The sequence below is a fragment of the Ensifer oleiphilus genome (assembly GCF_013371465.1).
Lineage (GTDB): Bacteria > Pseudomonadota > Alphaproteobacteria > Rhizobiales > Rhizobiaceae > Ensifer > Ensifer oleiphilus.
In genome coordinates, this window is the sequence record NZ_JABWDU010000001.1 from 580,079 (window position 1) to 603,699 (window position 23,621).

At 60.5% G+C, this 23,621-nt stretch carries 27 protein-coding genes; 20 read left to right on the top strand and 7 right to left on the bottom strand.

Annotated features, from left to right (window positions below; genetic code table 11):
- Window positions 1-226 precede the first annotated feature (226 nt).
- From HT585_RS02795 to visR, 3 genes are read left to right on the top strand one after another with little or no spacing between them, the layout of a single operon-like run.
- Window positions 227-649: a hypothetical protein gene (locus tag HT585_RS02795; protein ID WP_176351510.1), complete on the top strand. Its 423-nt coding sequence runs from the start codon at window positions 227-229 to the stop codon at window positions 647-649.
- Window positions 650-671: 22 nt separating this feature from the next.
- Window positions 672-1,412 (top strand): transcriptional regulator VisN, encoded by a 741-nt coding sequence (gene visN / locus HT585_RS02800; RefSeq protein ID WP_176351511.1) that lies wholly within the window; start codon window positions 672-674, stop codon window positions 1,410-1,412.
- 12 nt (window positions 1,413-1,424) lie between these two features.
- Window positions 1,425-2,168 (top strand): transcriptional regulator VisR, encoded by a 744-nt coding sequence (gene visR / locus HT585_RS02805; RefSeq protein WP_176351512.1) that lies wholly within the window; start codon window positions 1,425-1,427, stop codon window positions 2,166-2,168.
- A 12-nt stretch (window positions 2,169-2,180) separates the two neighbouring features.
- Here visR and HT585_RS02810 read toward each other — a convergent pair whose 3' ends face one another.
- The 6 genes from HT585_RS02810 to motA form a co-directional block, all read right to left on the bottom strand.
- A complete protein-coding gene (locus tag HT585_RS02810; RefSeq protein ID WP_176351513.1) occupies window positions 2,181-2,621 on the bottom strand; it encodes a hypothetical protein in 441 nt (146 codons plus the stop codon).
- 5 nt (window positions 2,622-2,626) lie between these two features.
- Window positions 2,627-3,706 (bottom strand): flagellar biosynthesis protein FlhB, encoded by a 1,080-nt coding sequence (gene flhB, locus HT585_RS02815; RefSeq protein WP_176351514.1) that lies wholly within the window; start codon window positions 3,704-3,706, stop codon window positions 2,627-2,629.
- Between the two features lie 236 nt (window positions 3,707-3,942).
- Window positions 3,943-4,974 carry a flagellar motor switch protein FliG gene (fliG, locus tag HT585_RS02820; RefSeq protein WP_176351515.1) on the bottom strand — a complete coding sequence of 344 codons (1,032 nt, stop codon included), beginning with the start codon at window positions 4,972-4,974 and terminating at the stop codon, window positions 3,943-3,945.
- Between the two features lie 29 nt (window positions 4,975-5,003).
- Window positions 5,004-5,633, bottom strand: a complete 630-nt coding sequence (fliN, locus tag HT585_RS02825; protein WP_176351516.1) for a flagellar motor switch protein FliN — start codon at window positions 5,631-5,633, stop codon at window positions 5,004-5,006.
- A gap of 60 nt (window positions 5,634-5,693) precedes the next feature.
- Entirely contained in the window at window positions 5,694-6,641 is a 948-nt protein-coding gene (locus tag HT585_RS02830; RefSeq protein ID WP_176351517.1) for a FliM/FliN family flagellar motor switch protein, read from the bottom strand.
- A 4-nt stretch (window positions 6,642-6,645) separates the two neighbouring features.
- Window positions 6,646-7,524, bottom strand: coding sequence for a flagellar motor stator protein MotA (motA, locus tag HT585_RS02835; protein ID WP_077504340.1), 879 nt, complete (start codon window positions 7,522-7,524; stop codon window positions 6,646-6,648).
- A gap of 185 nt (window positions 7,525-7,709) precedes the next feature.
- On the opposite strand from motA, the gene HT585_RS02840 reads away from it, so the two are divergent.
- The 14 genes from HT585_RS02840 (at window position 7,710) to fliP (ending at window position 17,458) form a co-directional block, all read left to right on the top strand.
- Window positions 7,710-8,489: a DUF1217 domain-containing protein gene (locus tag HT585_RS02840; protein ID WP_176351518.1), complete on the top strand. Its 780-nt coding sequence runs from the start codon at window positions 7,710-7,712 to the stop codon at window positions 8,487-8,489.
- Between the two features lie 2 nt (window positions 8,490-8,491).
- Complete coding sequence (gene flgF, locus HT585_RS02845) at window positions 8,492-9,217, top strand: flagellar basal-body rod protein FlgF (protein WP_173418994.1); 726 nt, start codon at window positions 8,492-8,494, stop codon at window positions 9,215-9,217.
- Between the two features lie 18 nt (window positions 9,218-9,235).
- Window positions 9,236-10,636, top strand: coding sequence for a flagellar protein export ATPase FliI (fliI, locus tag HT585_RS02850; protein ID WP_176351519.1), 1,401 nt, complete (start codon window positions 9,236-9,238; stop codon window positions 10,634-10,636).
- Window positions 10,636-11,193 carry a flagellar protein gene (locus HT585_RS02855; protein ID WP_176351520.1) on the top strand — a complete coding sequence of 186 codons (558 nt, stop codon included), beginning with the start codon at window positions 10,636-10,638 and terminating at the stop codon, window positions 11,191-11,193. The genes fliI and HT585_RS02855 overlap by 1 nt, the downstream gene beginning before the upstream one ends.
- 175 nt (window positions 11,194-11,368) lie before the next feature.
- Window positions 11,369-11,749: a flagellar basal body rod protein FlgB gene (gene flgB / locus HT585_RS02860; protein WP_077504416.1), complete on the top strand. Its 381-nt coding sequence runs from the start codon at window positions 11,369-11,371 to the stop codon at window positions 11,747-11,749.
- Between the two features lie 5 nt (window positions 11,750-11,754).
- On the top strand, window positions 11,755-12,174 hold the full coding sequence (gene flgC, locus HT585_RS02865) for a flagellar basal body rod protein FlgC (protein ID WP_053250468.1): 420 nt from the start codon (window positions 11,755-11,757) through the stop codon (window positions 12,172-12,174).
- Window positions 12,174-12,515, top strand: a complete 342-nt coding sequence (fliE, locus tag HT585_RS02870) for a flagellar hook-basal body complex protein FliE (RefSeq protein WP_077504336.1) — start codon at window positions 12,174-12,176, stop codon at window positions 12,513-12,515. Before flgC ends, fliE begins: the two co-directional genes overlap by 1 nt.
- A gap of 10 nt (window positions 12,516-12,525) precedes the next feature.
- A complete protein-coding gene (flgG, locus tag HT585_RS02875) occupies window positions 12,526-13,314 on the top strand; it encodes a flagellar basal-body rod protein FlgG (RefSeq protein ID WP_115420949.1) in 789 nt (262 codons plus the stop codon).
- Window positions 13,315-13,331: 17 nt separating this feature from the next.
- Complete coding sequence (gene flgA, locus HT585_RS02880; RefSeq protein WP_176351521.1) at window positions 13,332-13,844, top strand: flagellar basal body P-ring formation chaperone FlgA; 513 nt, start codon at window positions 13,332-13,334, stop codon at window positions 13,842-13,844.
- A complete protein-coding gene (locus HT585_RS02885; protein WP_077504333.1) occupies window positions 13,841-14,956 on the top strand; it encodes a flagellar basal body P-ring protein FlgI in 1,116 nt (371 codons plus the stop codon). The genes flgA and HT585_RS02885 overlap by 4 nt, the downstream gene beginning before the upstream one ends.
- On the top strand, window positions 14,956-15,489 hold the full coding sequence (locus tag HT585_RS02890; RefSeq protein WP_176352166.1) for a MotE family protein: 534 nt from the start codon (window positions 14,956-14,958) through the stop codon (window positions 15,487-15,489). Before HT585_RS02885 ends, HT585_RS02890 begins: the two co-directional genes overlap by 1 nt.
- Complete coding sequence (flgH, locus tag HT585_RS02895; RefSeq protein WP_173419000.1) at window positions 15,486-16,196, top strand: flagellar basal body L-ring protein FlgH; 711 nt, start codon at window positions 15,486-15,488, stop codon at window positions 16,194-16,196. Before HT585_RS02890 ends, flgH begins: the two co-directional genes overlap by 4 nt.
- Before the next feature lie 18 nt (window positions 16,197-16,214).
- Window positions 16,215-16,712 (top strand): flagellar basal body-associated FliL family protein, encoded by a 498-nt coding sequence (locus tag HT585_RS02900; RefSeq protein ID WP_176351522.1) that lies wholly within the window; start codon window positions 16,215-16,217, stop codon window positions 16,710-16,712.
- Between the two features lie 8 nt (window positions 16,713-16,720).
- Window positions 16,721-17,458, top strand: a complete 738-nt coding sequence (gene fliP / locus HT585_RS02905) for a flagellar type III secretion system pore protein FliP (protein WP_173419001.1) — start codon at window positions 16,721-16,723, stop codon at window positions 17,456-17,458.
- Window positions 17,459-17,839: 381 nt separating this feature from the next.
- Here fliP and HT585_RS02910 read toward each other — a convergent pair whose 3' ends face one another.
- Window positions 17,840-19,765 (bottom strand): O-linked N-acetylglucosamine transferase, SPINDLY family protein, encoded by a 1,926-nt coding sequence (locus HT585_RS02910; protein WP_176351523.1) that lies wholly within the window; start codon window positions 19,763-19,765, stop codon window positions 17,840-17,842.
- 392 nt (window positions 19,766-20,157) lie between these two features.
- Between HT585_RS02910 and HT585_RS02915 the strand changes: the two genes are divergently transcribed.
- From HT585_RS02915 to HT585_RS02925, 3 genes are all read left to right on the top strand, one after another.
- Window positions 20,158-21,075, top strand: a complete 918-nt coding sequence (locus HT585_RS02915) for a flagellin N-terminal helical domain-containing protein (RefSeq protein ID WP_176351524.1) — start codon at window positions 20,158-20,160, stop codon at window positions 21,073-21,075.
- 262 nt (window positions 21,076-21,337) lie between these two features.
- Window positions 21,338-22,255 carry a flagellin N-terminal helical domain-containing protein gene (locus HT585_RS02920; protein WP_176351525.1) on the top strand — a complete coding sequence of 306 codons (918 nt, stop codon included), beginning with the start codon at window positions 21,338-21,340 and terminating at the stop codon, window positions 22,253-22,255.
- Between the two features lie 329 nt (window positions 22,256-22,584).
- Window positions 22,585-23,553: a flagellin N-terminal helical domain-containing protein gene (locus HT585_RS02925; protein ID WP_077504326.1), complete on the top strand. Its 969-nt coding sequence runs from the start codon at window positions 22,585-22,587 to the stop codon at window positions 23,551-23,553.
- Window positions 23,554-23,621 lie beyond the last annotated feature (68 nt).

A 23,621-nucleotide genomic window follows, 5' to 3' on the forward strand; every position in this document is an offset into this window, starting at 1 on the left:
TCGTCGTCAGAGTCATGAATGCGACCCGCGATTGTAATACTTTAACGAGATCTTAATTTGTAGATTCGTTCGTCGCCGCGGGCCTGCGGAGGGCGGGCTAGTTTACTGCTTCCGTCGTGCTCAATACATAGATAAACCGGAATATAAATCCGATCATGCGATAATAATCGATGTCGCATTCCGTTTTTATATAGTGAAAGACTTCGATTGTTCGGTCGAATGACTGGTGCATTTCCGCAACAGGCGTGGTTCTAAAGTAAAAAATGCGTCTATTCGACGATTCTCCCGACTCCGTCGGGCAGCAACATTTCCGCTGGAATTGTGCTCAGCACTGCATCCGGCGCTGTGCAAAATCGATGCGGCAGCGGAGCAGGAGCAATTCGCAAACAAAAACTCTTTTAAATATCAACGCTGTGCCAAGGCAGCGTGCTGCGGGATGCCGGGATCCGGAAATGTCGAAGTGGCATCTTTGCGAATCGTTTCACGAAAGGTGGGGGAAGTAAATAGCGAGAAGATGGCGGTGGTTTTTTTTGAGGACGGATGTACATTTTTAACAGTTGATTCGCGTCCTGAATTGCGACTGGTGGTGATATTCGGCTTGAGCCGGCTGTCGGCGGCGACAGTGCAAGCACAGGTTCCAGGGCGGTGAATCCGGCACGGGGGCTGACATCATGGACATTTCGCAAGCAGACATAACTGTCTGGCCTTTGCCGACAGCGTCGACACGCATACGCGGTGGCGGGCTCACGCGTGACCAGTTGTTCCGGCGGCTGGGCGACATGGCCGGGCGCGCCAACCTGGGAACCGGGCTTGCGGCCCTGACCGAGTATGTCGGCGCGAGCCATTATCTCCTGGCACGATACGATCTCTCGCAAGACAACGGCCTGGACTTCGTCGTCTGCTCCGATTGGCCGTTCGATATCGTCAGGCGCCTTTCGGCCATCGTCATCGGGCTTCACGCCAAGACCACCGAGCTTGAGAAGTGCCTCTCGGTGTTGCAGCCAATGTTCTATTCGTTGCCCGACGACATCGACCTGCCGCGCGGTATCAGCCGCGAGTACTGCGCGGTCACCTTCAATGTCGGGCGGTTGCGCTTCTCGTTGATGCTGCTCGTTCCCGAGGACGTCATCCTGTCTCAGGAGAACCTGCGCGATGTGACCCTGCTTGCCGGATACCTGGCAAGTTTCACCACGCGCGCGGAAGTGCGGCACGATCGCGACTTCGAACTCACCGAACGCGAGCTGGAATGCCTGTTCTGGATCGCCGAGGGCAAGACGAGCGAAGAGATTGCCGTCATTCTCGGGATCTCCCGCAACACGATCAACAACTACATCACCAGCGTCATGCGAAAGACGGCGACGCGAACCCGCTCCGAAGCGATCGCCTACGCCGTCCGAAACAACCTGGTCTGAGAGGCGAGACCGATGACCCATTTCCTCGCCAATGGACGCAATGACGACGACCAGCGGCACAGCCGCAGCGGCAGAGCGGCGCGCGCAGCGACCCTGATCACGCGGTTGCAGGCGATGCAGCGCCAGATCAACGCCAAGCATTTCGCTGTCCTGCGCCTCAACAGCAAGGGCATGGGCGCGGTGCGCAAGATGACCTGCGTGCTCGACAACTGGGGCATTTCCTCGGAAGCGAATGCCCACGATCTCATAACCGTCTACGGCGAGGAACTGACGGCCCATCTCGATACGTCGCTGCTGCCCGTTCTTTGGAATGGCTCAGGCGAACATCAGGCGGCGGAGATGTCAGAGTTCGGACACTTCGGCCATCGTCTGAAAGGGCGCAAGCTGCCCTATTCCGGCATCGCCTTTCCCGTGCGCCTCGGTGCCCAGGGCAACGGATATGTCGTCTTTGCCGGCAGCTATGTCGACGCGACCACCGAGCAGGTCGTCGACCTGCACGGACGCAGCTGCACGATCATGACCGACCTTTTGGCCGCCGACGAGAAACGCATGGTGCAGGCCGAGACGCTCAGCGATCGTGAGATCGCTTGCCTGCAGATGGCGGGCGACGGCCACATCAGCGAGGAGATCGCCGAGCGGATGGGGCTTTCCGTCCACACCGTGAATGCCTATCTCGGCGCCGCCACCACCAAGCTCGATTCGGTCAACCGTATCCAGGCGATCGCCAAGGCCATTCGCCTCGGTTACATCAGCTGATGGCACAGCGGGTCAGCTCGCCAGTGGCAGCTGATACGATGTGATGAACTTCGCGTCCGCGAGGCTCTTTGCAAGAAAGGCCGTGTTCTCGTCCGGATCGGCCGACGGATTCTGGAAAGCGATGTGGCTGATCTCGATGCCGGCGGTTTCGTTGCCGAGAGAAAGCCGCACGTAGATGGTCACGCCGCGCGGCTTGAGCTCGAGATCGAGCACGATTTCCGGCTCGCTGTCCCAGTCGAGATTGTAGTTGCCGCCAAGACCGAAATTGACCGTCCCGGGCAGGAAATAGAGCTCGGCGGCCGATTCAACGAGGTCAGCGAGGCTGGCATAGGATTCGAACCGCAGGAGAGCGATGAAGTCCGCAGCGTCGATGAGACGCAATTCGGTCGCCACTGGGCGGATCGCTTCGGCTACTAATTGTTCCCGTCTCTCGGAGAATTCGCACTTTTTCATCGGCGTTACGTCATCCGTTTTGGTTGCGATTGCGCGTGCACCCTGTGAATGAGTTCGGCTACTGCCTTGTAAAACACGGGTGGAATCACACTATCGACCGAGACTTGTGCAAACATGGAGCGTGCAAGCGGCGGATCCTCAAAGACGGGGATGCCGTTTTTCTCAGCAATTTCACGGATTTTGAGGGCGACGAGGTCCTGGCCGAGAGCAACGACAACCGGTGCGTCGCTTTCTTCGCGGACATAACGCAGGGCAACGGCATAGTGAGTCGGGTTGGCGATCACCAGCGTCGCCCGCGGCACGGATGAAATCATGCGCTTGCGCGCGCGATCGCGCTGCATGGAGCGCAGGCGCGACTTGACGATCGGGTCGCCCTGCGCCTGTTTCATCTCCTCCTTCACTTCCTGCTTCGTCATCATCAGCTCGGTGTACCAATGATGGCGGGACCAGAAGATGTCGGCGATCGCCAGGACGGCGGTCGCCAGCATGATGACGATCATTACCTGGTTGAGATCGGACGTCATCGTCGCAAAGATCGTCACCGGATCGGAAAACATCAGGTCGAGCGTGGCGAAATAGTCGTTCCACAGAACCAGCACGACGAAGATCGACACGACGATGATCTTGAACAGCGACTTTCCGAATTCCACCAGGCCCTGAACGCCGAAGATCCGCTTCATGCCGGCCATCGGCGAGATCCGGTTCATCTTCGGTTGGATGCGGTCGAGCACCGGCCGCGGCAGGTTCTGAAAGATCGATGAGCCGACGCCGAAGACGATCAGCAGCACGAAGGCAGGAATGAGCAGTGCGGTCGATTTCCAGGCGAGGTGCGTCATCAGCGCGACGACATCCGTGGCGTTGTTCAGCCGCCAGGCCTCCGGCTGTTCGAAAATGTCCTTGAGCGCCTCTGCGACCGTACCTGCACCATCGGCGAGGAAAAAGACGAAAAAGATGTAGATCGCCACCGTCGAGGCAAAGGTCGTCGCCTCGCGGGAGAAGGGCAGATTACCCTTGTCGGCGGCGTCGGAAATCTTCTTTTCCGACGGGAGCTCTGTTTTACTGTCCTTATCCTGATCGTCCGACATGCGACAGGAAGTCTCCCGACCGGTTTCCACAAGCCAGCGCTGATCTTGCGCTGCCTGTAGTGAACCCGGAAAACAAGCCAGACAAGAGCCTCGCCGAGGCAATCATGCCGGGTCAACAGGAAATGCGGGGCGTTGAGCCCGCCAACGCAAAAACGCAGGCCCGAGGGCCTGCGTTGTCATTCTAGGGGCAGATGTAGCAGCCATCCTGGCGAGACAATCCCGCCGTCCGAAAGGGATCAGGCGGCCCGGGCTTCCTTGTCCTTCAGCTCCAGCTGACCGCTGGCGGCGAGACGGATCGCCTCCTGCGTGATCGAGCGGCGGGCAATGGCAATATCGCGCGGGTTGATGCCAGCGTCGCCCATGGCCAGATCGGATTCGATCATGCGGCGCTGACGTGCGCCGATGGAGGCGAGCACCGATTCGCGCAGATCCGAGGTCGAGCCACGCAGCGCCATGGTGATGATGTCGGTCGAGACATCGTTGAAGAGCTGAACGCGGCTGCGCTGCGGCATGTAGAGAACGTCGTCGAAGAGGAAGATCTTCGGGCGAACCTTCTTGGCCGATTCGGTGCTGAGAGTTTCGAGCGAGGCAAGCAGAGTGTCGACCTGCGGCTTGTCGAGCTCGTTCATGACCTCGGCGATCTTTGTCGGGCCGGCGGAGTTGCGCTCGGCTTCCATCTCGCCGATCATTTCCATGACGCGGTTCTCGATGATCGATGCAGCCTTGGGGCTGACGTCCTTCATGTTGACGGCACGCTTCAAGATGTCGGGGCGCTGCTCTTCGGCGAGCTGCAGCAGAACCTTGGCGCCGAAGTTTGAAGGCATCATCGACAGCACATAGGCGATGGTCTGCGGATGTTCCTTGGCCAGTTGCAGCGCGACTGCGACCGGGTCGCACTCCTGCAGCCGGTCCCAGATATTGGCTTCGTAGGACTGGAAGGTGGCGCGGCGGCCGAGCAGGCCGTCGACTTCATCCGGCGTCAGGCCTTCTTCGAGAATGCTCTCGATCGCCTTGGCGTTGTCCATGAGGCCCGCGCCCTCGGTGAAGAGGTCCTCGAACTCGTTGACCAGCGCTTCCAGCTCGTGGGGAGGGATGGCCCGAAGCGACTGCGCGGAGGCAATGATCGCCTGCAGTTCGCTCTGGGTGAAGAACTTCAGCAGCTTTCCGGCGACCGTCTTGCCCATCGCCAGCAGAACAGCCGCTGCCTTATCCGTCTGGTTGAGAGGCCTGGAAAGTGCCTGAGCCTCAAAACTTTCGAAATCCATCATGGATTCATCCCTCGCCCAATAATTGGGTTCTATGACTTCTTGCTGCCCTTGATCTCGATGAGCTTGACCCCGAACCGGGTGTCGTCGCCTTCGAGAACGGTAATTTCACCACGGCCGATGATGCGGCCGTTGACCATGATTTCGACCGGTTCGCCGATCCGCCGGTCGAGCGAAATCGTAGCACCTTCCGTCAGGTTCATGAGGCCCGATACCTGCATCCGGCTGGTGCCGAGAACGATCTGGACATCGATCGGAATGTCCATGATCAGGTCGAGATTGGCGGTCATGCCGCTGCCGGGCGGCGTATCGGTGGCGGTTTCACCGGCATCGAATGCCGGTGCGCCGAAATCGCTTGCGCCGAAACTGCTGCCGCCGCCGAAATCGGTGGAGGCAGGGGCAGCCGACAGGTCGCTGCCGAAAGTGTCCGAGCCGAAGTCGCCGCCAAAGGCGCCGAGACCGTCGGCAGGAGCCGCGAAATCGCCGCCGAATTCGGCGGTTCCGCCGAACGTATCTTCGCTGCCAAACTCAGCGCCGAAGCCATCCGGCGCGCTCGTGTCTTTCTTGAGAACACCGCGCAGATCGTCGATCGCCTGGTCGAGTTCCATGTCTCCGACAGCGACTGCGGCCTGTTCGTTGATTGGTGCTTTCTTGGGTGCCATGTGCGAACTATTCCAGTTGAAGCTTGCCTCAGGCCTACTGCCTGTCGACGGCGAGCCGAATTAACTCATGATGTGGCGAAGGATGTCCTGTTCGGAACCGTGGGTATCCTTGACCCGCACGGTATATTTCGCACCCGAACGACCGAACTCGCAGACGTAGAGGTCGCGGCCGTTGGCGTTGACGTCGACGCGAACGTCCTGGGCATCGTGGAAGGGAATGACGTCGCCGGCCTGGAGACGGCTGATCGTCTCGAGCGTCAGGCTCTCCAATCGGATCCGCGCCTCGATCGTGACGGCGGAGCGGCGAACCTGCTCCTCCATCTGCTCGGTCCATTCGGTCTTCTGCTTGCGGTTCTGCCCGGCGCCTTTTGGAAACACGACCTGTGTCTTCAAGAGCACGCTTTGCGGCACGATGATCGAGAAGGTGGACAGGACGGGACCGAAGCCGATCGTCATGTCGATTGCCGCCGCATGCACGTCCTCGACAACAGGATCGGGTTTGCCGCGCGCAGCGCTGTTCTGCGCGCGCGCTACGATCGGCTCGAAGCCGCCCGGCGCGTTGACCGCGGTGCGCAGCACGTCGGCAATCTTCTCCAAGATCGGTTGGGCGACGTCGATTTCGATCGGGGAAAGCGTGCGCGGCTGCGGCTCTTCTATATCCGTCGGCTCAGCCCCCAGCAGCGCCTCGACCATGGTGATGATGATCGGGCTGTCGCAGCTGATCTGAAAGTCGGGGCACCAGTTGCGCAAGGAGACGTCGCCGATCAGCACGCCGTTTCCGAGCTCGGCGATCAGAGTGTTGCGAAGTCCGGTGCGGAAGCCCGCATAGGCGATGGCGATGTCGAGGCCGGTTTCCGCCTTGCAGATGTCGGGAAGGAATTCGCCGAACACATGGCCGAGATCGAGCGCCACCCTGCCGATCGCGCGGTCGTCGCCGAGCGCGCCGGTCATGCGCGCCAGCAGTTTCCTGTCGAAGGGATGAACGTTTGTTGTCGTACCTGCAATCATCGGATCAAGCCGCCTTGCTCTCGCTGCCGCCGCCGGGGTTCATCATTTCCTGCTCGACCGCGTCGATCGAAGGACGCTCATAGGCGGAAATCGTCTTGCGGCCATATTCGAGCGCGACCTGCGGAACCGAGCCATTCATGTAGGCAAGCAGCGTCTGCTTGACGATGATGTAGAGGCGGTTCTGCTTTTCACGCACCGACTTGATGTTGGCGACGATGGGCGCGACGATCGAGTAGGAGAGGAAAACGCCGAGCAGGGTGCCGACGAGGGCGGCGGCGATCTTGGCGCCGAGAACCTCCGGCGCCTCGCTGATCGCGCCCATGGCTTTGATAACGCCCAGAACCGCCGCGACGATGCCGATCGCCGGGAAGGCGTCGCCCATGATCGTCAGGGCATGGTAGGACTTCATCTTGTCGTGGGTGATGGTCTGGATTTCCTCGTCCATCAGCGCCTCGATCTCGTGCGAGCGGGCATTGCCGATGATGATCAGCCGGACGTAGTCGCAGATGAAGGCCGTCAGTTCCTTGTTCTTAAGGACGGTCGGCGCTGACTGGAAGATCGACGATTCCTCGGGGTTGTCGATGTGGCTTTCGATCTCGTTGCGCGACTTCGTTCTGAGATCCCGCATCAGCGAGTAGAGAACGCCGAGCGTATCGAGATACTCCCGCTCCTTGGGAACCTTGTGGCGAAACGCTTCGCCGAGAGCCTTGCCGGTATCCTTCACCACCTTCATGGAGTTGGCCATGATGAAGCCGCCGATGCCGGCGCCGCCGATAATCAGCAGTTCGAAAGGCTGGTTGAGGACTTCCATATGGCCGCCCATGGCCACGTAGCCGCCGAGAATACAGCCGAAAGTCACAAGAAGCCCGATGATGATGTTCATTTTCGATACCCGTCACGATCCCATTTTCGTCTATCGGGATAAGGTCTCTGCCTTGTGTGAGGCTGGCCGCCTAGGTCGCGGGAATCATTGTGATGGAACAGGTTCGCGCAAGCCAATCCGGTCAGGATTTGGTATGGCCGGCTCTCCAGTCGCGCCCGTCTCATTCCGCTAAGGGCGATCCGACCGTGACCACGACCTATACGAGCTACAAGCTGATCACAGCCGACTTGGGCAAGTCGCTGGAGCGTGTCGCCAAAGAACCTGATGTCGCCCGCGAGACCGAGTATTACCTGTCGAAGATCGGCGACATCAAAACCATCGACCAGTTCTTCGCCGACACGCGGCTATATAACTACGCGATCAAGGCGCACGGCCTGGAAGACATGGGTTACGCCAAGGCGTTTATGCGCAAGGTGCTGACCGAAGGCGTGGACAATGAGGATGCGTTCGCCAACAAGCTGACCGACAGCCGCTACAAGCAGCTGGTCGAATCGCTGAATTTCGCCCGCCAGGGCGAGGCTGCCACGTCCTTCGATCGTGCCCAGAAGGGTGTCGTTGACAAATACGCCCGCGAGACGCTCGAGCAGAGTGCCGGCGAAGAGAACGCCGGCGTGCGCCTTGCGCTCTACTTCGCGCGGATGGCGCCGTCGATTACCAGCGGCTATGCCATCATTGCCGACGAGGCACTGGCGCAGGTGGTGCGCACGACGCTGCAGCTACCGAACGAATTCGCCGGAACCGAAGTCGATCGTCAGGCGGCCGCCTATGAGGCCGCAATCGATCTCAAGGACTTCCAGGATCCGGCCAAGCTGACGGATTTTCTCGATCGCTTTACGGCTCTCTGGGAAATCGACAATTCAACGGACGGTTATGACCCGCTTGCGGTTTTCGGTGCGTCGAGCGGCTACGGCATCTCTTCCGACCTGCTCCTGTCCATCAACAGTCTGAAACTCGGGGGACGCTGAACGTGCAGACCGGTCTTTACGTCGCGATTTCGTCGCAGATGGCGCTTGAAAAGCGCCTCAACACCCTTGCCGACAACATCGCAAACTCCGGCACAGTCGGTTTCCGTGGCACGGAAGTGAAGTTCAACCAGATGCTCGGCGATACCAAGCCGACGAAGGTTTCCTACGTCAGCAAGGGCGAGGAATTTCTCAATACCAACAATGGTTCGCTGACACGCACCGGGGCCGCGCTCGACTTTGCCGTCAAGGGCGATGCCTGGTTCCAGATCGACACGCCCTCCGGTCCGGCGTTAACGCGCGACGGTCGCTTTACCCTGACCGAAACCGGCGAACTGGTGACCATTCGCGGCTATCCGGTTCTCGACGCGGGCGGTGCGCCGATCCAGATCAACGGTTCGGGCGGCGAGGTGACCGTCGGCGCCGACGGCGCCTTGCACCAGAATGGTGTCGCCGTGGCCTCGCTCGGTCTCTACCAGGCGGATTTCAGCAAGGGTTTCATTCGCCTCGACAACAGCGCCGTGCTTCCGACCGTCCAGCCCGAACCGGTCGTCGATCGCTTCGATGTTGGCGTCATGCAGGGTTTCCTCGAGGAGTCCAACGTCAACGCCGTCGCTGAAATGTCGCAGCTGATCATGGTCACCCGCGCCTTCGACAACATCACCGCGCTGATGCGTGACAGCGAAGGATCGCTCAGTGAAGCGATCAAGACGCTCGGTGGCAGCCGCTAAGGCGTGACAGGAAACGGTATGGAACGCGAAGGCCTGAAGACGAGCGCCGCATCGACATCGCTGGCTGCCCTTGCCGGCCTGGTCGAGCGCTACGCCAAACCCGAACATTCGATCGCGCCGGGCGGTCATGTCCAGACGATCTCGCCGGGCCACTATACCGTGACCGGCCTGTCGCGGCATGTCCGGCTTGGTGATTTCGTGGCGCACAAGAGTTCGACCGGTACGCATCTCGGCGAAGTCGTGCGGGTCGAGCCCGAGCGCGTCGTCGTCTGCCCGATCGAACCGGGCGACCCCATCGGCATCCACGATACCGTCATCCGCAAGGGTGCCTTCCGCATCGCGCCGACCGACCAATGGTGCGGCCGGGCAATCAATGCCCTGGCCGAGCCGATCGATGGCCTCGGTCCGCTGTTGCAGGGTGACGTTCGCCGCTCGATTTCCAACACGGCACCGCCGTCGATGACCCGCAAGCGCGTGGAGCACGGCTTTCGCACCGGCGTGCGCGCGATCGATATCTTTTCGCCGCTCTGCCTCGGGCAGCGCCTCGGCATTTTTGCCGGCTCCGGCGTCGGCAAATCGACGTTGCTGTCGATGCTGGCGCGCGCCGATGCTTTCGACAAGGTGGTCATCGCGCTGGTTGGCGAACGTGGCCGCGAAGTGCGCGAATTCATCGAAGACACACTCGGCGACAATCTCTCCAAGTCGGTTGCCGTTGTCGCCACCAGCGACGAAAGCCCGATGCTGCGCAAGATGGCGCCGCTGACTGCCGTCACCATTGCCGAGCATTATCGCGACAACGGCGACAACGTGCTGTTGATCGTCGACAGTGTCACCCGTTTTGCCCACGCCATCCGCGAAGTGGCGACCGCATCCGGCGAGCCGCCGATCGCCCGTGGTTATCCCGCTTCGGTCTTTACCGAATTGCCGCGCCTGCTCGAGCGTGCGGGCCCGGGCGCCGAGGGCGCCGGCACCATCACTGCGATCATCTCGATCCTGGTGGACGGCGACAACCACAACGACCCGATCGCCGACTCGACCCGCGGCATTCTCGACGGTCACATCGTGCTCGAACGCAGCCTGGCGGAAGAAGGGCGTTATCCGCCGATCAATCCGCTGGCGTCGATCTCCCGTCTGGCGCGCAAGGCCTGGACGCCGGACCAGGAAAAGCTGGTGTCGCGGCTGAAGGCGTTGATCCACCGCTTCGAGGAAACGCGCGACCTGCGCCTGATCGGCGGCTACCGCCCAGGCGGCGACCCCGATCTGGACATGGCGATCAAGCAGGTTCCTGTCATCTACGACGTCCTGACGCAGACGGCGGGTGAACCGCCGACGCAGGACGCATTTTCCGATCTTGCCGGCGCGCTGAAAGCCGCTGCGATGGGCAATCAGCCGGGTGCTGCAGGGATGAGGCCGAGGTGATGGGTGTGACGGATTACGACGCGGACGAAACGATCCATCAGCGCAAGCGCGAAGGCGGCATGCCGATGATCGACAAGGCGCTGGCTGCGACCGGCATCATGCTGGCCGCACTTGCGACTTTCTTTCCCTGGTATGCCTTCTTCAACCAGGACAAGTTCACGATGCCGCCGTTGTGGCAGGGATCGACGCGCGATCTGCCGGAGAAGCCGGCGCGCAATGTTCTGTCCGTCTCGCCGCTGGCAATGTCCGACATGGACGGCGAGACCGTCGCGGCAATCGACCAACTGACGACTGCCACGGTGCCAAGCCTTGGCGGCGGTCCCGCGGCCGAGGGGACGGCACCGAAGGAAGGGCTCGAGCAGCCGTTCCCGGGCAAATCCGGCTTCAAGCTGATGCATGTCGCCAATGGCCGCGCTCTGATCGAGGATACGGCTGGCATGTACATCGTGCGCATCGGCTCGATCCTGCCTGACAACAGCCGTCTGGCGACGCTTGAAGAGCGTGACGGCCGCTGGGTGATGATCACCTCGAACGGCGACATCTACCGGGCCGACTGAACAGCCACAACATTTTGTCGAAGTCCTTCTCCGTTGCGGATTGATCGCCATCCGCGGCGGATAATATCGTGCGCAATTCTCGCGTATCGCGTGGTCTGCGACGAGGCCGTTTTCAACGACAAGTCCCACGCAAGATTACCCACCTAGGTTCGCATCACCAAGCATGGAGCTTTTGATGCAACCGATTCAGCTTTTCGAACTCGCGTCCCGGCAGGCCCAGTGGCTGACCGTCCGCCAGAACGTGGTGGCCGGCAACATCGCCAATGCGAATACGCCGCACTACAAGGCCAAGGACGTCAAGCCGTTCGAAAGCGTGTTGCAAAACACCGGCATCCAGATGGCCGCCACCAACAAGGCCCACTTCACCGAGAGCCTCGAAGCCTCGCAGGTGGCCGAGGTCGGCATGCTCGACGGCGTTCAGATCCAGCAATCCGGCAACAGCGTCGCGATCGAGCAGGAAATGATGAAGACAGGTGAGATCAAGCGCGACTACGAGCTCAGTGCCGGGCTCGTCAAAGCGTTTCACCGAATGATGCTCATGACGGTACGGAAGTAACAACCATGGATCCTTTGACTTCGGCCATGAAGGTCTCGGCCTCCGGTCTGCAGGCAGAATCGACCCGCCTGCGCATCGTTTCCGAAAATATCGCCAACGCACGCTCCTCGGGCGACGTCCCGGGCGCCGATCCGTACCGGCGCAAGACCATCAGCTTTGCAGCCGAGGTCGACAGGGCCAGCGGTGCGTCGCTCGTCGAAATCGAGCGGCTCGGCACGGATGATTCGAACTTCACCATCGAGTTCGATCCGGGCAACCCGGCGGCCGACGAGAAGGGCATGGTCAAGATGCCGAACGTCAACATCCTGGTCGAAATGGCCGACATGCGCGAAGCCAACCGCGCCTATGAAGCCAACCTGCAGACGATCAAGCAGTCGCGCGACCTGGTTTCCCAAACAATCGACCTGTTGAGAGCATCACAATAATGATCGACGCAATTAATTCAGTCGGCGCATTTTCGGTCATGAAAGAGGCCGAGGGTACCCGCCTTACGTCCTCTTCGTCGTCGGTCTTCGGCGCAGCTGCCGCGGCCCCCGCAGCCCCCCAATCCCAGAGCTTCGCCTCGGTTCTCGGCGACATGGCGACGGACGCCATCGGCGCCATGAAGAAGGCCGAAGGTGCCTCGCTCGACGGCATCCGCGGCCAGGCGAACACCCGTGAAGTCGTCGATGCGGTGATGAATGCCGAGCAGTCGCTTCAGACCGCAATCGCGATCCGCGACAAGGTGGTGACCGCCTACCTCGAAATCGCGCGCATGCAGATCTAAGGAACGAGACATGAAGGCCCTTTCCATTGCCGCAACCGGCATGAACGCCCAGCAGCTGAACCTTGAAGTGATTGCGAACAACATCGCGAACATCAATACGACCGGCTACAAGCGTGCCCGCGCAGAGTTTTCCGACCTGCTTTATCAAACCGAGCGCGCCCAGGGCGTGCCGAACCGCTCCAACCAGGCGATCGTTCCGGAAGGCGCGATCATCGGCCTCGGCGTCCAGACGGCTGCCGTGCGCAACCTGCATATCCAGGGTAGCCTCGTCAGCACCGGCAATGACTACGACCTCGCACTGGTCGGCCGCGGCTGGTTCCAGGTGGAAACGCCCGATGGCGAAACGGTCTATACCCGTGCCGGCGCCTTCAACAAGAATGCCCAGGGCCAGCTCGTCACCATTGACGGCTACACCGTCGTGCCCGGCATCACCGTTCCGCAGGACGCTACCGAAATCGCCTTCACCAGTTCCGGGCAGGTCATGGTGCGCGTCGGCAACGATCCGGCGATGCAGGAAATCGGCCAGCTGACGGTTGCCAACTTCGTCAATGAAGCGGGCCTCGAGCCGCAGGGCGAAAACCTCTTCAAGCAGACGCCTGCCTCCGGCGAGCCGATCGTTGGCACGCCGGCTGATCCGGGCTTTGCGCTGATCAAGCAAAAGTATCTCGAAGCGTCGAACGTCGATCCGGTCAAGGAAATCACCGACCTGATCTCGGCCCAGCGCGCCTATGAGATGAACTCCAAGATCATCCAGGCCGCAGACGAAATGGCGGCTACGGTGAGCAAGAACCTCAGGTAACGGAAGAGGGGGCAAACATGACGTTTCGCCGAGCCGCTGGCATGACAGCTCAGAAAGACGGTTCCGCGCCAGGCGCGCGGCACGTGGTGGCGGGCGTTTTGCTTGCCGCCGCTTTCCTGTCGCCTTCGGCAGGCTTTGCGGAACGGCTGACGGCAGTCATCCCCAAGCAGACGATCTACCCCGGCGAAGCGATCGACGCTAGCCGGCTCGAGGTCGTCGATGTGACCAACCCCGATCTGACGGACGGCTACATCAGGACGTTAAGCGAGATCGACGGCAAAGTCAGCAAGCGCACGCTGCTGCCCGGCCGCGTCATTCTGGCCTCGGCCCTGCGCGAGCAATACGCAGTCGAGCGCGGCTCCACCGTCCGTCTGGTCTTCAGCAATGGTGGCCTCACCATCAGCGCGGCCGGTTCGCCCCTTCAGGACGCCGCAATCGGCGATCTGATCCGGGCTCGTAACATTGATACTGGCGTTATCGTCTCCGGAACGGTGATGGCCGACGGCACGATACATGTGGTGGCGAAATGAAAATGCTTGCCTGCAAATGGTTCCTGACGCTGGCCGTCGCGCTGTCTACAGCGATGACGCCTGCCTTTGGCGCGTCGCGAATCAAGGACGTCGCCTCGCTGCAGGCCGGCCGTGACAACCAGCTGATCGGCTACGGCCTCGTCGTTGGCCTCCAGGGAACGGGCGACAGCCTGCGCTCGTCGCCGTTCACCGATCAGTCGATGCGCGCCATGCTGCAAAACCTGGGGATCTCGACCCAGGGCGGAGAATCGCGCACCCGCAACGTCGCGGCCGTTCTCGTCACCGCGAACCTGCCGCCCTTTGCCAGTCCCGGCAGCCGCGTCGACGTCACGGTCGGATCCCTCGGTGACAGCACCTCGCTTCGCGGCGGCACCCTGGTGATGACCTCGCTTTCGGGCGCTGACGGTCAGATCTATGCGGTGGCCCAGGGCTCCGTCGTCGTCACCGGTTTCACGGCGCAAGGCGACGCCGCGTCGCTCAACCAGGGGGTTACCACCTCCGGCCGCGTGCCGAACGGCGCCATCATCGAGCGCGAACTGCCGTCGAAGTTCAAGGACGGCTTCAACCTCGTGCTGCAATTGCGCAACCCCGACTTTTCCACCGCGGTCGGCATGGCCGCCGCGATCAACAAATATGCCGCCGGGCAATATGGCGGCCGTATCGCCGAGGCCCGCGATTCTCAAGCCGTTCTCGTCGAAAAGCCGAAGATGGCGGATCTGGCGCGGCTGATGGCGGATATCGAAAACATCGTCATCGAAACCGATGTTCCGGCAAGGGTCGTGATCAACGAACGCACCGGCACGATCGTCATCGGGCAGGATGTGCGCGTCAACGAGGTCGCTGTCAGCTACGGCACCTTGACCGTGCAGGTCAGCGAGACGCCGACGGTTGTTCAGCCGCTGCCGTTCGCTCGCGGCCAGACGGCAATGGAGCCGAACACCACGATCGAGGCCCAGTCCGACGGCGGCACGGTCGCGATCCTCAACGGGTCCAGCCTCCGGTCTCTGGTTGCCGGTCTCAACAACATCGGCGTCAAGCCTGATGGCATCATTGCCATCCTGCAAAGCATCAAAACGGCTGGGGCCCTTCAAGCGGAGCTTGTCCTGCAATGATGAACATCGACCGCTTTCTCGGAAGATCCCGCAACATCCTGCTCGCCTCAGTCGCCGTCGCGTCGATGCTGGCGATGCCCGGCGCCTTTGCCCAGGACGTCACAGCCCCGCCAGCCGGCAACGCGACGGCCAACGAGATCCAGCAGTTCTGCACCAATATCGCTGACGCTGCCCGCGACCAGCGCTATGTCCTGCAGCGCAAGGAACTGGAAACGCTTCAGGCCAATGTCGACGACCGGATCGCGACGCTCGAAAAGCGGCGCGAGGAATACGAAGACTGGCTGAAGCGTCGCAACGACTTCCTCAAGCAGGCCGAGATCGGCCTCGTCGGCATCTACAAGACGATGAAGCCGGACGCTGCCGCGGGCAAGCTTGAAATGGTCAATCCGGAGATTGCCGCCGCCATCGTCATGCGGCTACCGGCGCGCCAGTCGTCGTTGATCCTCAGCGAGATGAGCGATGAGAAGGCGGCCATCCTGACCAACATCATCTCGAGTGCCAGTGATCCGAACACCTCGAAGGAACCATCATGAAAATGCGTCTAACGGCCGTATTGGCCGCGGGCCTCCTCGCAGGATGTCAGAACCAGGCTTTCAACGAGATCGGCCGGGCCCCTGCCATGAGCCCGATCGGCAGCGGTCTGCAATATACGCAGACGCCGCAGCTTGCGATGTATCCGAAGCAGCCACGCCAGGTCTCCAACGGTTTCTCGCTCTGGAACGATCAGCAGTCGGCGCTCTTCAAGGATGCGCGCGCATTGAACGTCGGCGACATCCTGACGGTCGAGATCGCCATCAACGACAAGGCCTCGTTCGACAACAAGACCGATCGCAGCCGCAAGAACACCAGCGGCTTCAACATCGGCGCGAGCGGTCAGTCGGAGGCCAGCGACTTCGGCTGGTCGGGTGATCTGAAATACGGTTCGAACACCAAGACCGAAGGCGATGGCTCGACCGAGCGATCTGAGAAGCTGCAGCTGCTCGTCGCCGCCGTCGTCACCGGCGTGCTCGAAAACGGCAACCTCCTGATCAGTGGCTCGCAGGAAGTACGCGTCAACCACGAGCTTCGCATCCTCAATGTCGCCGGTATCGTGCGCACGCAGGACGTCGACGCCAACAACGTGATCTCCTACGACCGGATCGCCGAGGCACGCATTTCCTACGGTGGCCGCGGCCGCCTGACGGAAGTGCAGCAGCCGCCTTACGGTCAGCAGGTCATGGATTTGATTTCGCCGATCTGATCGGCAGGGAACGGCAAGATGGAAGAACTCGATACCGCCGCGCCTGCGAAATCACCGTCGAAGGTGATCACGATCGCAATCGTTGCTGTCCTGACGCTCGTCGCCGGTGGCGGCGGCTGGCTGGTCGGCGGCATGCTGGCGCCGCCACCGCCCAAGGAGCAAGTGGACGCGGCGAAGGAGGTCGCCCCGAACGCGACAGGCGAGGAGGGCGTGCCGAAGGTCGCGACGGAGGCCAATGGCGTCGTTCAGCTGGAGCCGATCACCACGAACCTTGCCTACCCCTCTGAAAACTGGGTCCGGCTCGAGGTGGCGTTGCAGTTCGACGGTATCCCGGACCCGGCCGTGGCCGAGCAGATCCACCAGGATATCGCCGCTTATATGAAAACCGTGTCGCTGCAGCAGATCCAGGGACCGCGCGGGTTTCAATATCTCAGGGATGACATCCAGGAACGGGTTGACCTGCGCTCGGATGGGCGCGTAACCAACGTTATGTTCAGAACCTTCGTCATTCAATGATTCGCTAAATGATCCGGCTCATCGCCTTCATAGTCGCCATGACGGCGATGTCCGGAATTGCCGGCGCCCAGAGTTTTCCCTCTGACATCCTGAACACGCCTATCGACGGCTCTGCCGCGTCCTGGATCATCCGGACCTTCGGCCTTCTGACCGTTCTGTCGGTGGCGCCTGGCATCCTGATCATGGTCACCAGCTTTCCGCGCTTCGTGATCGCGTTTGCCATCCTGCGCACCGGCATGGGTCTGGCGACGACGCCGTCGAACATGATCATGGTGTCGCTGGCGCTGTTCATGACGTTCTATGTGATGGCGCCGACCTTCGATCGTGCCTGGCGCGATGGCATCGACCCCTTGATGAAGAACCAGATCACGGAAACGGAGGCCTTGCCGCGCATCGCGGAGCCGTTCCGTGAATTCATGCTGGCCAACACCCGTGACAAGGATCTGCAGCTCTTCATCGATATCGCCAAGGAAAAGGGTCAGACCGTAGTCGTCGACGACAAGGTCGACCTGCGCGCCGTCGTCCCCGCCTTCATGATCTCGGAAATCCGCCGCGGCTTCGAGATCGGCTTCCTGATCATGCTACCGTTCCTGGTAATCGACCTGATCGTCGCCACCATCACCATGGCAATGGGTATGATGATGCTGCCCCCGACGGCAATCTCCTTGCCGTTCAAGATCCTCTTCTTCGTGCTGATCGACGGCTGGAACCTGCTCGTCGGCAGCCTGGTGCGCTCATTTAGCTGAGCAGTTTTGCCCGTCCTGGCTGCGGCAACGGCATCGCCTTGCCGGTATGCAGGCCCCTCCATATAGGGTTTCGGCGTACCGGTCTTCCGTCAAGCCCGTCTAGATTTCGCGATTTTATCGGTTTGTCTTAAGCAACGTGCCTTCAAAGAACGCACGAAGGAAGCTCGGGCATTTTGTTTTCCGGCGATCTTATCCGCGTCAGCGAACTCACCTGAAAGCGGGATGCTGCTAGGCGTCACCCTGTCATTGCCGCGCAGGCGTGAGACGATGGGCGCGGTGTGCCCGCTGCCGGCCCGCGGTCCCGAACGAAAAAACCCCGCCGTGTGGGCGGGGTTTAAGGGTAGGCAAGGCGTGTCGGCGGTTTGCTCCGCCGTTCTTGATTTACTGTGCGAATGATCCCGTTCGTGCCGGCAGGGCCGGCACGTCGATGAGCGCGGGCTCCAAGCCGTTCCTGGCGCGCTCGGCCATCATCTCATAAGCTTGCTCGAGGTGGCGGCAGAAGCGCTCTGAGTCGAAGAGCGGCATCTGCATCCTGTTATCGGTGAGCCGCTGCCTGTACTCAGCGACCTTCGCGCGGTTCCCGTAAAGGGCGACCGCCTGCTCGATGTAGGCGTCGATGTCTGCGGTAACGAGTTCCGGCACGCCGATCGCGTGCAGCAGGCTTTCGCTGACGCGTGAGGCGAAGTGGGTGCCTTTGGGCGTCAGGACCGGCAAGCCCATCCACAGCTGTTCGGAGGTTGTGGTGTGGCCGTTACAGGGGAAGGTATCGAGGCCGAGATCTGCCGCCGGGATACGGCCGAGGTGCTTTTCGTAGTCGACCTTCGCGCAGAAGATGATGCGCTTCGTGGTGATGCCGTAGCTTTGGAAGCGCCGGAGAATATGAGCCTGGGCCTCGGGTTTCGGGCACATGAGCCAGAGTACGCTATCGGGGGTTCTGCGAAGGATCTCCGCCCATGCCTTCATCGTCTCAACCGTAATCTTGCGGTTGGCGTTGAACGAGGCGTAAACGAACGCGTCTTCAGGCAAACCGATCTCGGCGCGGCTCGTCGTTGCGGGCAGGGGCCGGCCGGCGGGGTCGTTCGGCTGGTAGGTCTCGGGCAACCGGCAGAACCGCTCATGGTAGTGTTCCTCGCTGCCATCGGGCAGGACGTAGTGGTCGCCGATGATGTAGTCGAGGTCGGTGTTGACGGTGGTGCCTGGGAAGCCGAGCCAGGCGACCTGAACAGGGGCGACCTTGTGGTTGAGAATGGAGACGCGACTGTTCATCGTGTGTCCCTTGAGGTCGACGAGAATGTCGATCTGTTCGTCGCGGATGGCCTGGGCAGCGTGCTCGTCGGAAAGGTGTTCGACGCGGACAATCCTGCCCCAGCTTTCCCGCCCTTGGCCGACGACCTTGAGATATTTCTCCGGCGTGTAGCAGAACAGGACGATCTCGAATTTTTCAGGATCATGGGCGGTCAGCACGGCCCGCAGCAGCTTCATGGTGGCGTGCAGGCCCCAGAAGTCGTTGGACAGATAGCCGATCCGGATTTTCTTGCCCCAGCTATGCGGCATGGAGCGACGCTCCTTTGGCAGGCCGGGCGGGAATGGCTGATCGAGTGCTGCAGCCAGGCGGTTCAGCTTTTCGTCGCGGCACCAGTGGATATTGTAGAATGGCGTTTCCGCGCGCAGGAATTTGCTGTTGTTCGACTGAATCACGCGCTCCAGGGCCTGCGCATAGTTTTCGATTTCATTGAAGTTGTTCACTTCCTGCATGAAAACGAGATAGGCGGACAAGAGGACCGGGTTCGAAGGCGTCCGCCGGAACAGATTGGTGACGATCTCGCGGTCTTCGTTGTTGCCGACGTCTGATGTCAGCAGCTTGGCCGCAAGCACCTGGTGTTCCTGCCGGGCGCTGGCCGAGAGCGTCGACTTGAAGGGGCCGAGAATGTCGGCCTGGTCGCGCTTCAGGAACAAGGTCACGATGATGTAGGCAAGCTCGGGATCCGTCTTGGCCTGCTCGAGGAGGGGCCGGCCGAGGCTCAAGGCCTGATCGTCATTGCCGCAGGCGAAATGCAGCTTCATGGCCTCGGCCAGGAAATGCTCCGAACGCAATCCGCCTTCTTCACCCGCCAGTTGATAGGCTTGCGCCGCATCGCTCCGGAAGCCGAGTTTCAGCAACACTTTCGCTAAAAGCGCATAGGTCTTGGCATCGCGGGTAAGATCGAGCAGCTGATTAAGGGAATCGAGGGCCTCGGTGTACTGGCCTTTTTGATACTGCCGCGAAGCGGAAGAGAAAATGGTGTGGGCGTTCAAGGGAAGCTCCATGGAATAAGCGCAACCGTTGTCACCGCGCAAGCCTGTGCAACGTCAATGTACCAAGATACCGTTTTGAAGCAGAAACCTTGCCCGAGGCGGGATTGCCGGGCGAATAGCGTATTGTTTTCCAATAAATTCAGTGTCGCCGAAGTCATTCTCGCGAGCTTGGGCGAAGCGAAAGTAACGTGCTGTTAACCATAGGATTTTGCTTCGAAAATATCTTGCCGCCTTAATGAAATCGCAAGCATTGGGGGTGATATTCACCCTCACATGACGGGTTTGGTTTCCTTCACTTGAGTGAGCGGAGCCGAGTGGCATGAAGCCGGTCCGTCATTACCGGTAGACGTTTTAGTCCGGTATGTCCCCAACCATGTAACCTTGTAATTTTGAGGGACAGTCTCATGACTTCTATTATGACCAACAACTCGGCAATGGCCGCACTCTCCACGCTGCGTTCGATCAATTCCTCGATGGAAACGACGCAGGACCGTATTTCGTCCGGCTTCCGCGTTGGTAACGCTTCCGACAACGCCGCCTACTGGTCGATCGCAACGACCATGCGTTCGGACAACAAGGCCCTCGGCACCGTTCAGGACGCACTCGGCCTCGGCGCTGCCAAGACCGACGTTGCTTACACCGGCATGAAGGCTGCGATCTCGGTCGTCGACGAAATCAAGGCAAAGCTCGTTGCTGCCAGCGAGCCGGGCGTTGACAAGTCGAAGGTCCAGAAGGAAATCACGCAGCTTCAGGATCAGCTGAAGAGCGTTGTCAAGTCCGCTGGCTTCTCCGGCGAAAACTGGCTCTACACCGCTTCGGGCGCAACCGCTCCGGGCACCAAGTCGATCGTCGGTTCGTTCAACCGCGACTCCAACAGCAATGTCAGCCTGACGACGCTCGACGTCGACACGACCAAGACCATGCTGATCGACGAAGCTGCAACGGCAAACGGCCTGCTGACGGCAGAACTCAAGGATGCAGGCGGCACGGCTATCTCTGGCGTCAGCGTTCTGAACCTCAACATCACTGCTGCCGACACGACCGCGCTGAAGAACTACCTCAGCGGTGTTGACACCGTGCTGAAGAGCATGACCGATGCCGCTTCGGACCTCGGTGCTGTCAACAAGCGCGTCGACCTCCAGAAGGACTTTGTCGACAACCTGATGGACTCGATCGAATCGGGCGTCGGCAAGCTCGTTGATGCTGACATGAACGAAGAGTCGACCCGCCTGAAGGCCCTGCAGACGCAGCAGCAGCTCGGCATCCAGGCTCTCTCGATCGCCAACAGCAGCTCGCAGAACATCCTGTCGCTGTTCCGTTAATCGGTCCAGACACCGGCGACTTCGGTCCCGGTCTGCAATACGAAAAACCGCGTCTCGATCGAGGCGCGGTTTTTCTTTTGGCTATACGGTTTTTTGGGTCTCGGCTTCAACGTTCGTTAACCATCTTGGTGTTTTCTATGCCTATCGAAACGGCGGGTTAACCAACAAGATTAACGCGTTAGCAGGCATGAAGCTGGCCGCCGTTTCCCGGTAATCCCGGAATGTCCCTTTCAATCCAGAATTCCCAAGGGGCACTCAGCCAATGACTTCTATCATGACCAACAACGCCGCGATGTCCGCACTCTCGACGCTGCGTTCGATCAATTCCTCGATGGAAATGACGCAGGACCGTATTTCGTCGGGCTTCCGCGTTGGCAATGCTTCCGACAACGCCGCCTATTGGTCGATCGCAACGACCATGCGTTCGGACAACAAGGCCCTCGGCACCGTTCAGGACGCACTCGGCCTCGGCGCTGCCAAGACCGACGTTGCTTACACCGGCATGAAGGCTGCGATCTCCGTCGTCGACGAAATCAAGGCAAAGCTGGTTGCCGCCAGCGAGCCGGGCGTCGACAAGTCCAAGGTCCAGAAGGAAATCACGCAGCTTCAGGAGCAGCTGAAGAGCGTTGTCAAGTCCGCTGGCTTCTCCGGTGAAAACTGGCTCTACACCGCTTCCGGCGCAACCGCTCCGGGCACCAAGTCGATCGTTGGTTCGTTCAACCGCGACTCCAACGGCGCTGTCAGCCTGACGACGCTCGACGTCGACACGACCAAGACCATGCTGATCGACGAAACCAACACGGCAAGCGGCCTGTTGACGGCAGAGCTTAAGGATGCAGGCGGCACGGCTATCGCCGGCATCAGCGTTCTCAACCTCAACATCACGGCTGCCGATACGACCGCGCTGAAGAACTACCTCAGCGGTGTTGACACCGTGCTGAAGAGCATGACCGATGCCGCTTCGGACCTCGGTGCCATCGACAGCCGCATCGACCTCCAGAAGGACTTCGTCGACAACCTGATGGACTCGATCGAATCGGGCGTCGGCAAGCTGGTTGATGCTGACATGAACGAAGAGTCGACCCGCCTGAAGGCCCTGCAGACGCAGCAGCAGCTCGGCATCCAGGCCCTGACGATCGCCAACACCAACTCGCAGAACATCCTGTCGCTGTTCAAGTAATCAGCGCATCGAACATGGGGGCGGATTCGCCCTCATGATCATCCACTCAAGGAAACCGCGTCGCCCGAGAGGGCGGCGCGGTTTTTCCGTTTGTGGTCTGTGGCTTGCTGCCATTAACGCCTGCTTCATATTTCCTTATTTTTGTTCACCTTCGTTACTGACTTCTGAATGGCGTTAACCGTTTGTTAACCAAACAATCGTTACACATTCGTTAAGAGCGAAGGGTCGCCCCCAGGGCAAAACAGGGGCGGTTCGCATGACGCTGGTCCCGTCGCTGCCGGTCATTCACACCGGGATGTTCTCAGAAAATCATTCGGGGCAAGTGACCAATGACCAGCATCATGACCAACACGGCCGCCATGGCCGCACTCCAGACGTTACGCTCGATCAACACGAACATGGCCGAAGTGCAGGACAGGATCTCGTCCGGCTACCGGGTGCAGACCGCGGCGGACAATGCCGCCTACTGGTCGATCGCAACCACCATGCGATCCGACAACGCCGCTCTGTCGACGGTACAGGATGCACTCGGCCTCGGTGCGGCCAAGGTCGATACCGCCTATGAAGCGATGAAAGCTTCCATCGACATCGTCACGGAAATCAAGACGAAACTGGTTGCCGCGCGCGAGCCAGGTGTCGACAAGCTCAAGATCAACAAAGAAATCACCGAGCTGAAGAACCAGCTCATGTCTGCCGCGCAATCGGCGTCGTTCTCGAGCGAGAACTGGCTCTACAACACCAATACCGCCGCCGTCGGCACAAAGTCGATCGTCGCCTCCTTCAACCGCGACGGAAACGGCAACGTCTCCATTACGACGCTTGATTTCGACACGGCGCAATCGATGCTGATCGACTCAGGCAGCTCGGCACGCGGCCTGCTGACCAGAGGCTATGATGCCGACGCGCTCCTGGGAACGCCGACCGGCACCGCGGCTCCGTACTATCTGATCGTCGCACCGCCCGCAGCCCCTCCGACCGGCACCGAAATCAAGCTGTCCGCATCCACCACGCCTGCCGACATGGACGCGATGATCCGCGTCGTCGACAAGATCCTTGGACAGTTGACGGATGCCGGCTCGACACTTGGTGCGATCACCAAGCGCATCGACATGCAGGAAAGTTTCGTCGCCAACCTGATGGATACGATCGACAAGGGCGTCGGCCGTCTTGTCGATGCCGATATGAATGAGGAATCGACGCGGTTGAAGGCGCTGCAGACGCAACAGCAGCTCGGTATTCAGGCGCTCTCGATCGCCAACACCAATTCCGAAAACATCCTGCGCCTCTTCCAGCAGTAAGGTTTTCCAACCGGTGGCCCTCTGGCCCGCCGGTTTGAGATCGCTCGGCCGCATCCACTGAGAAGCGG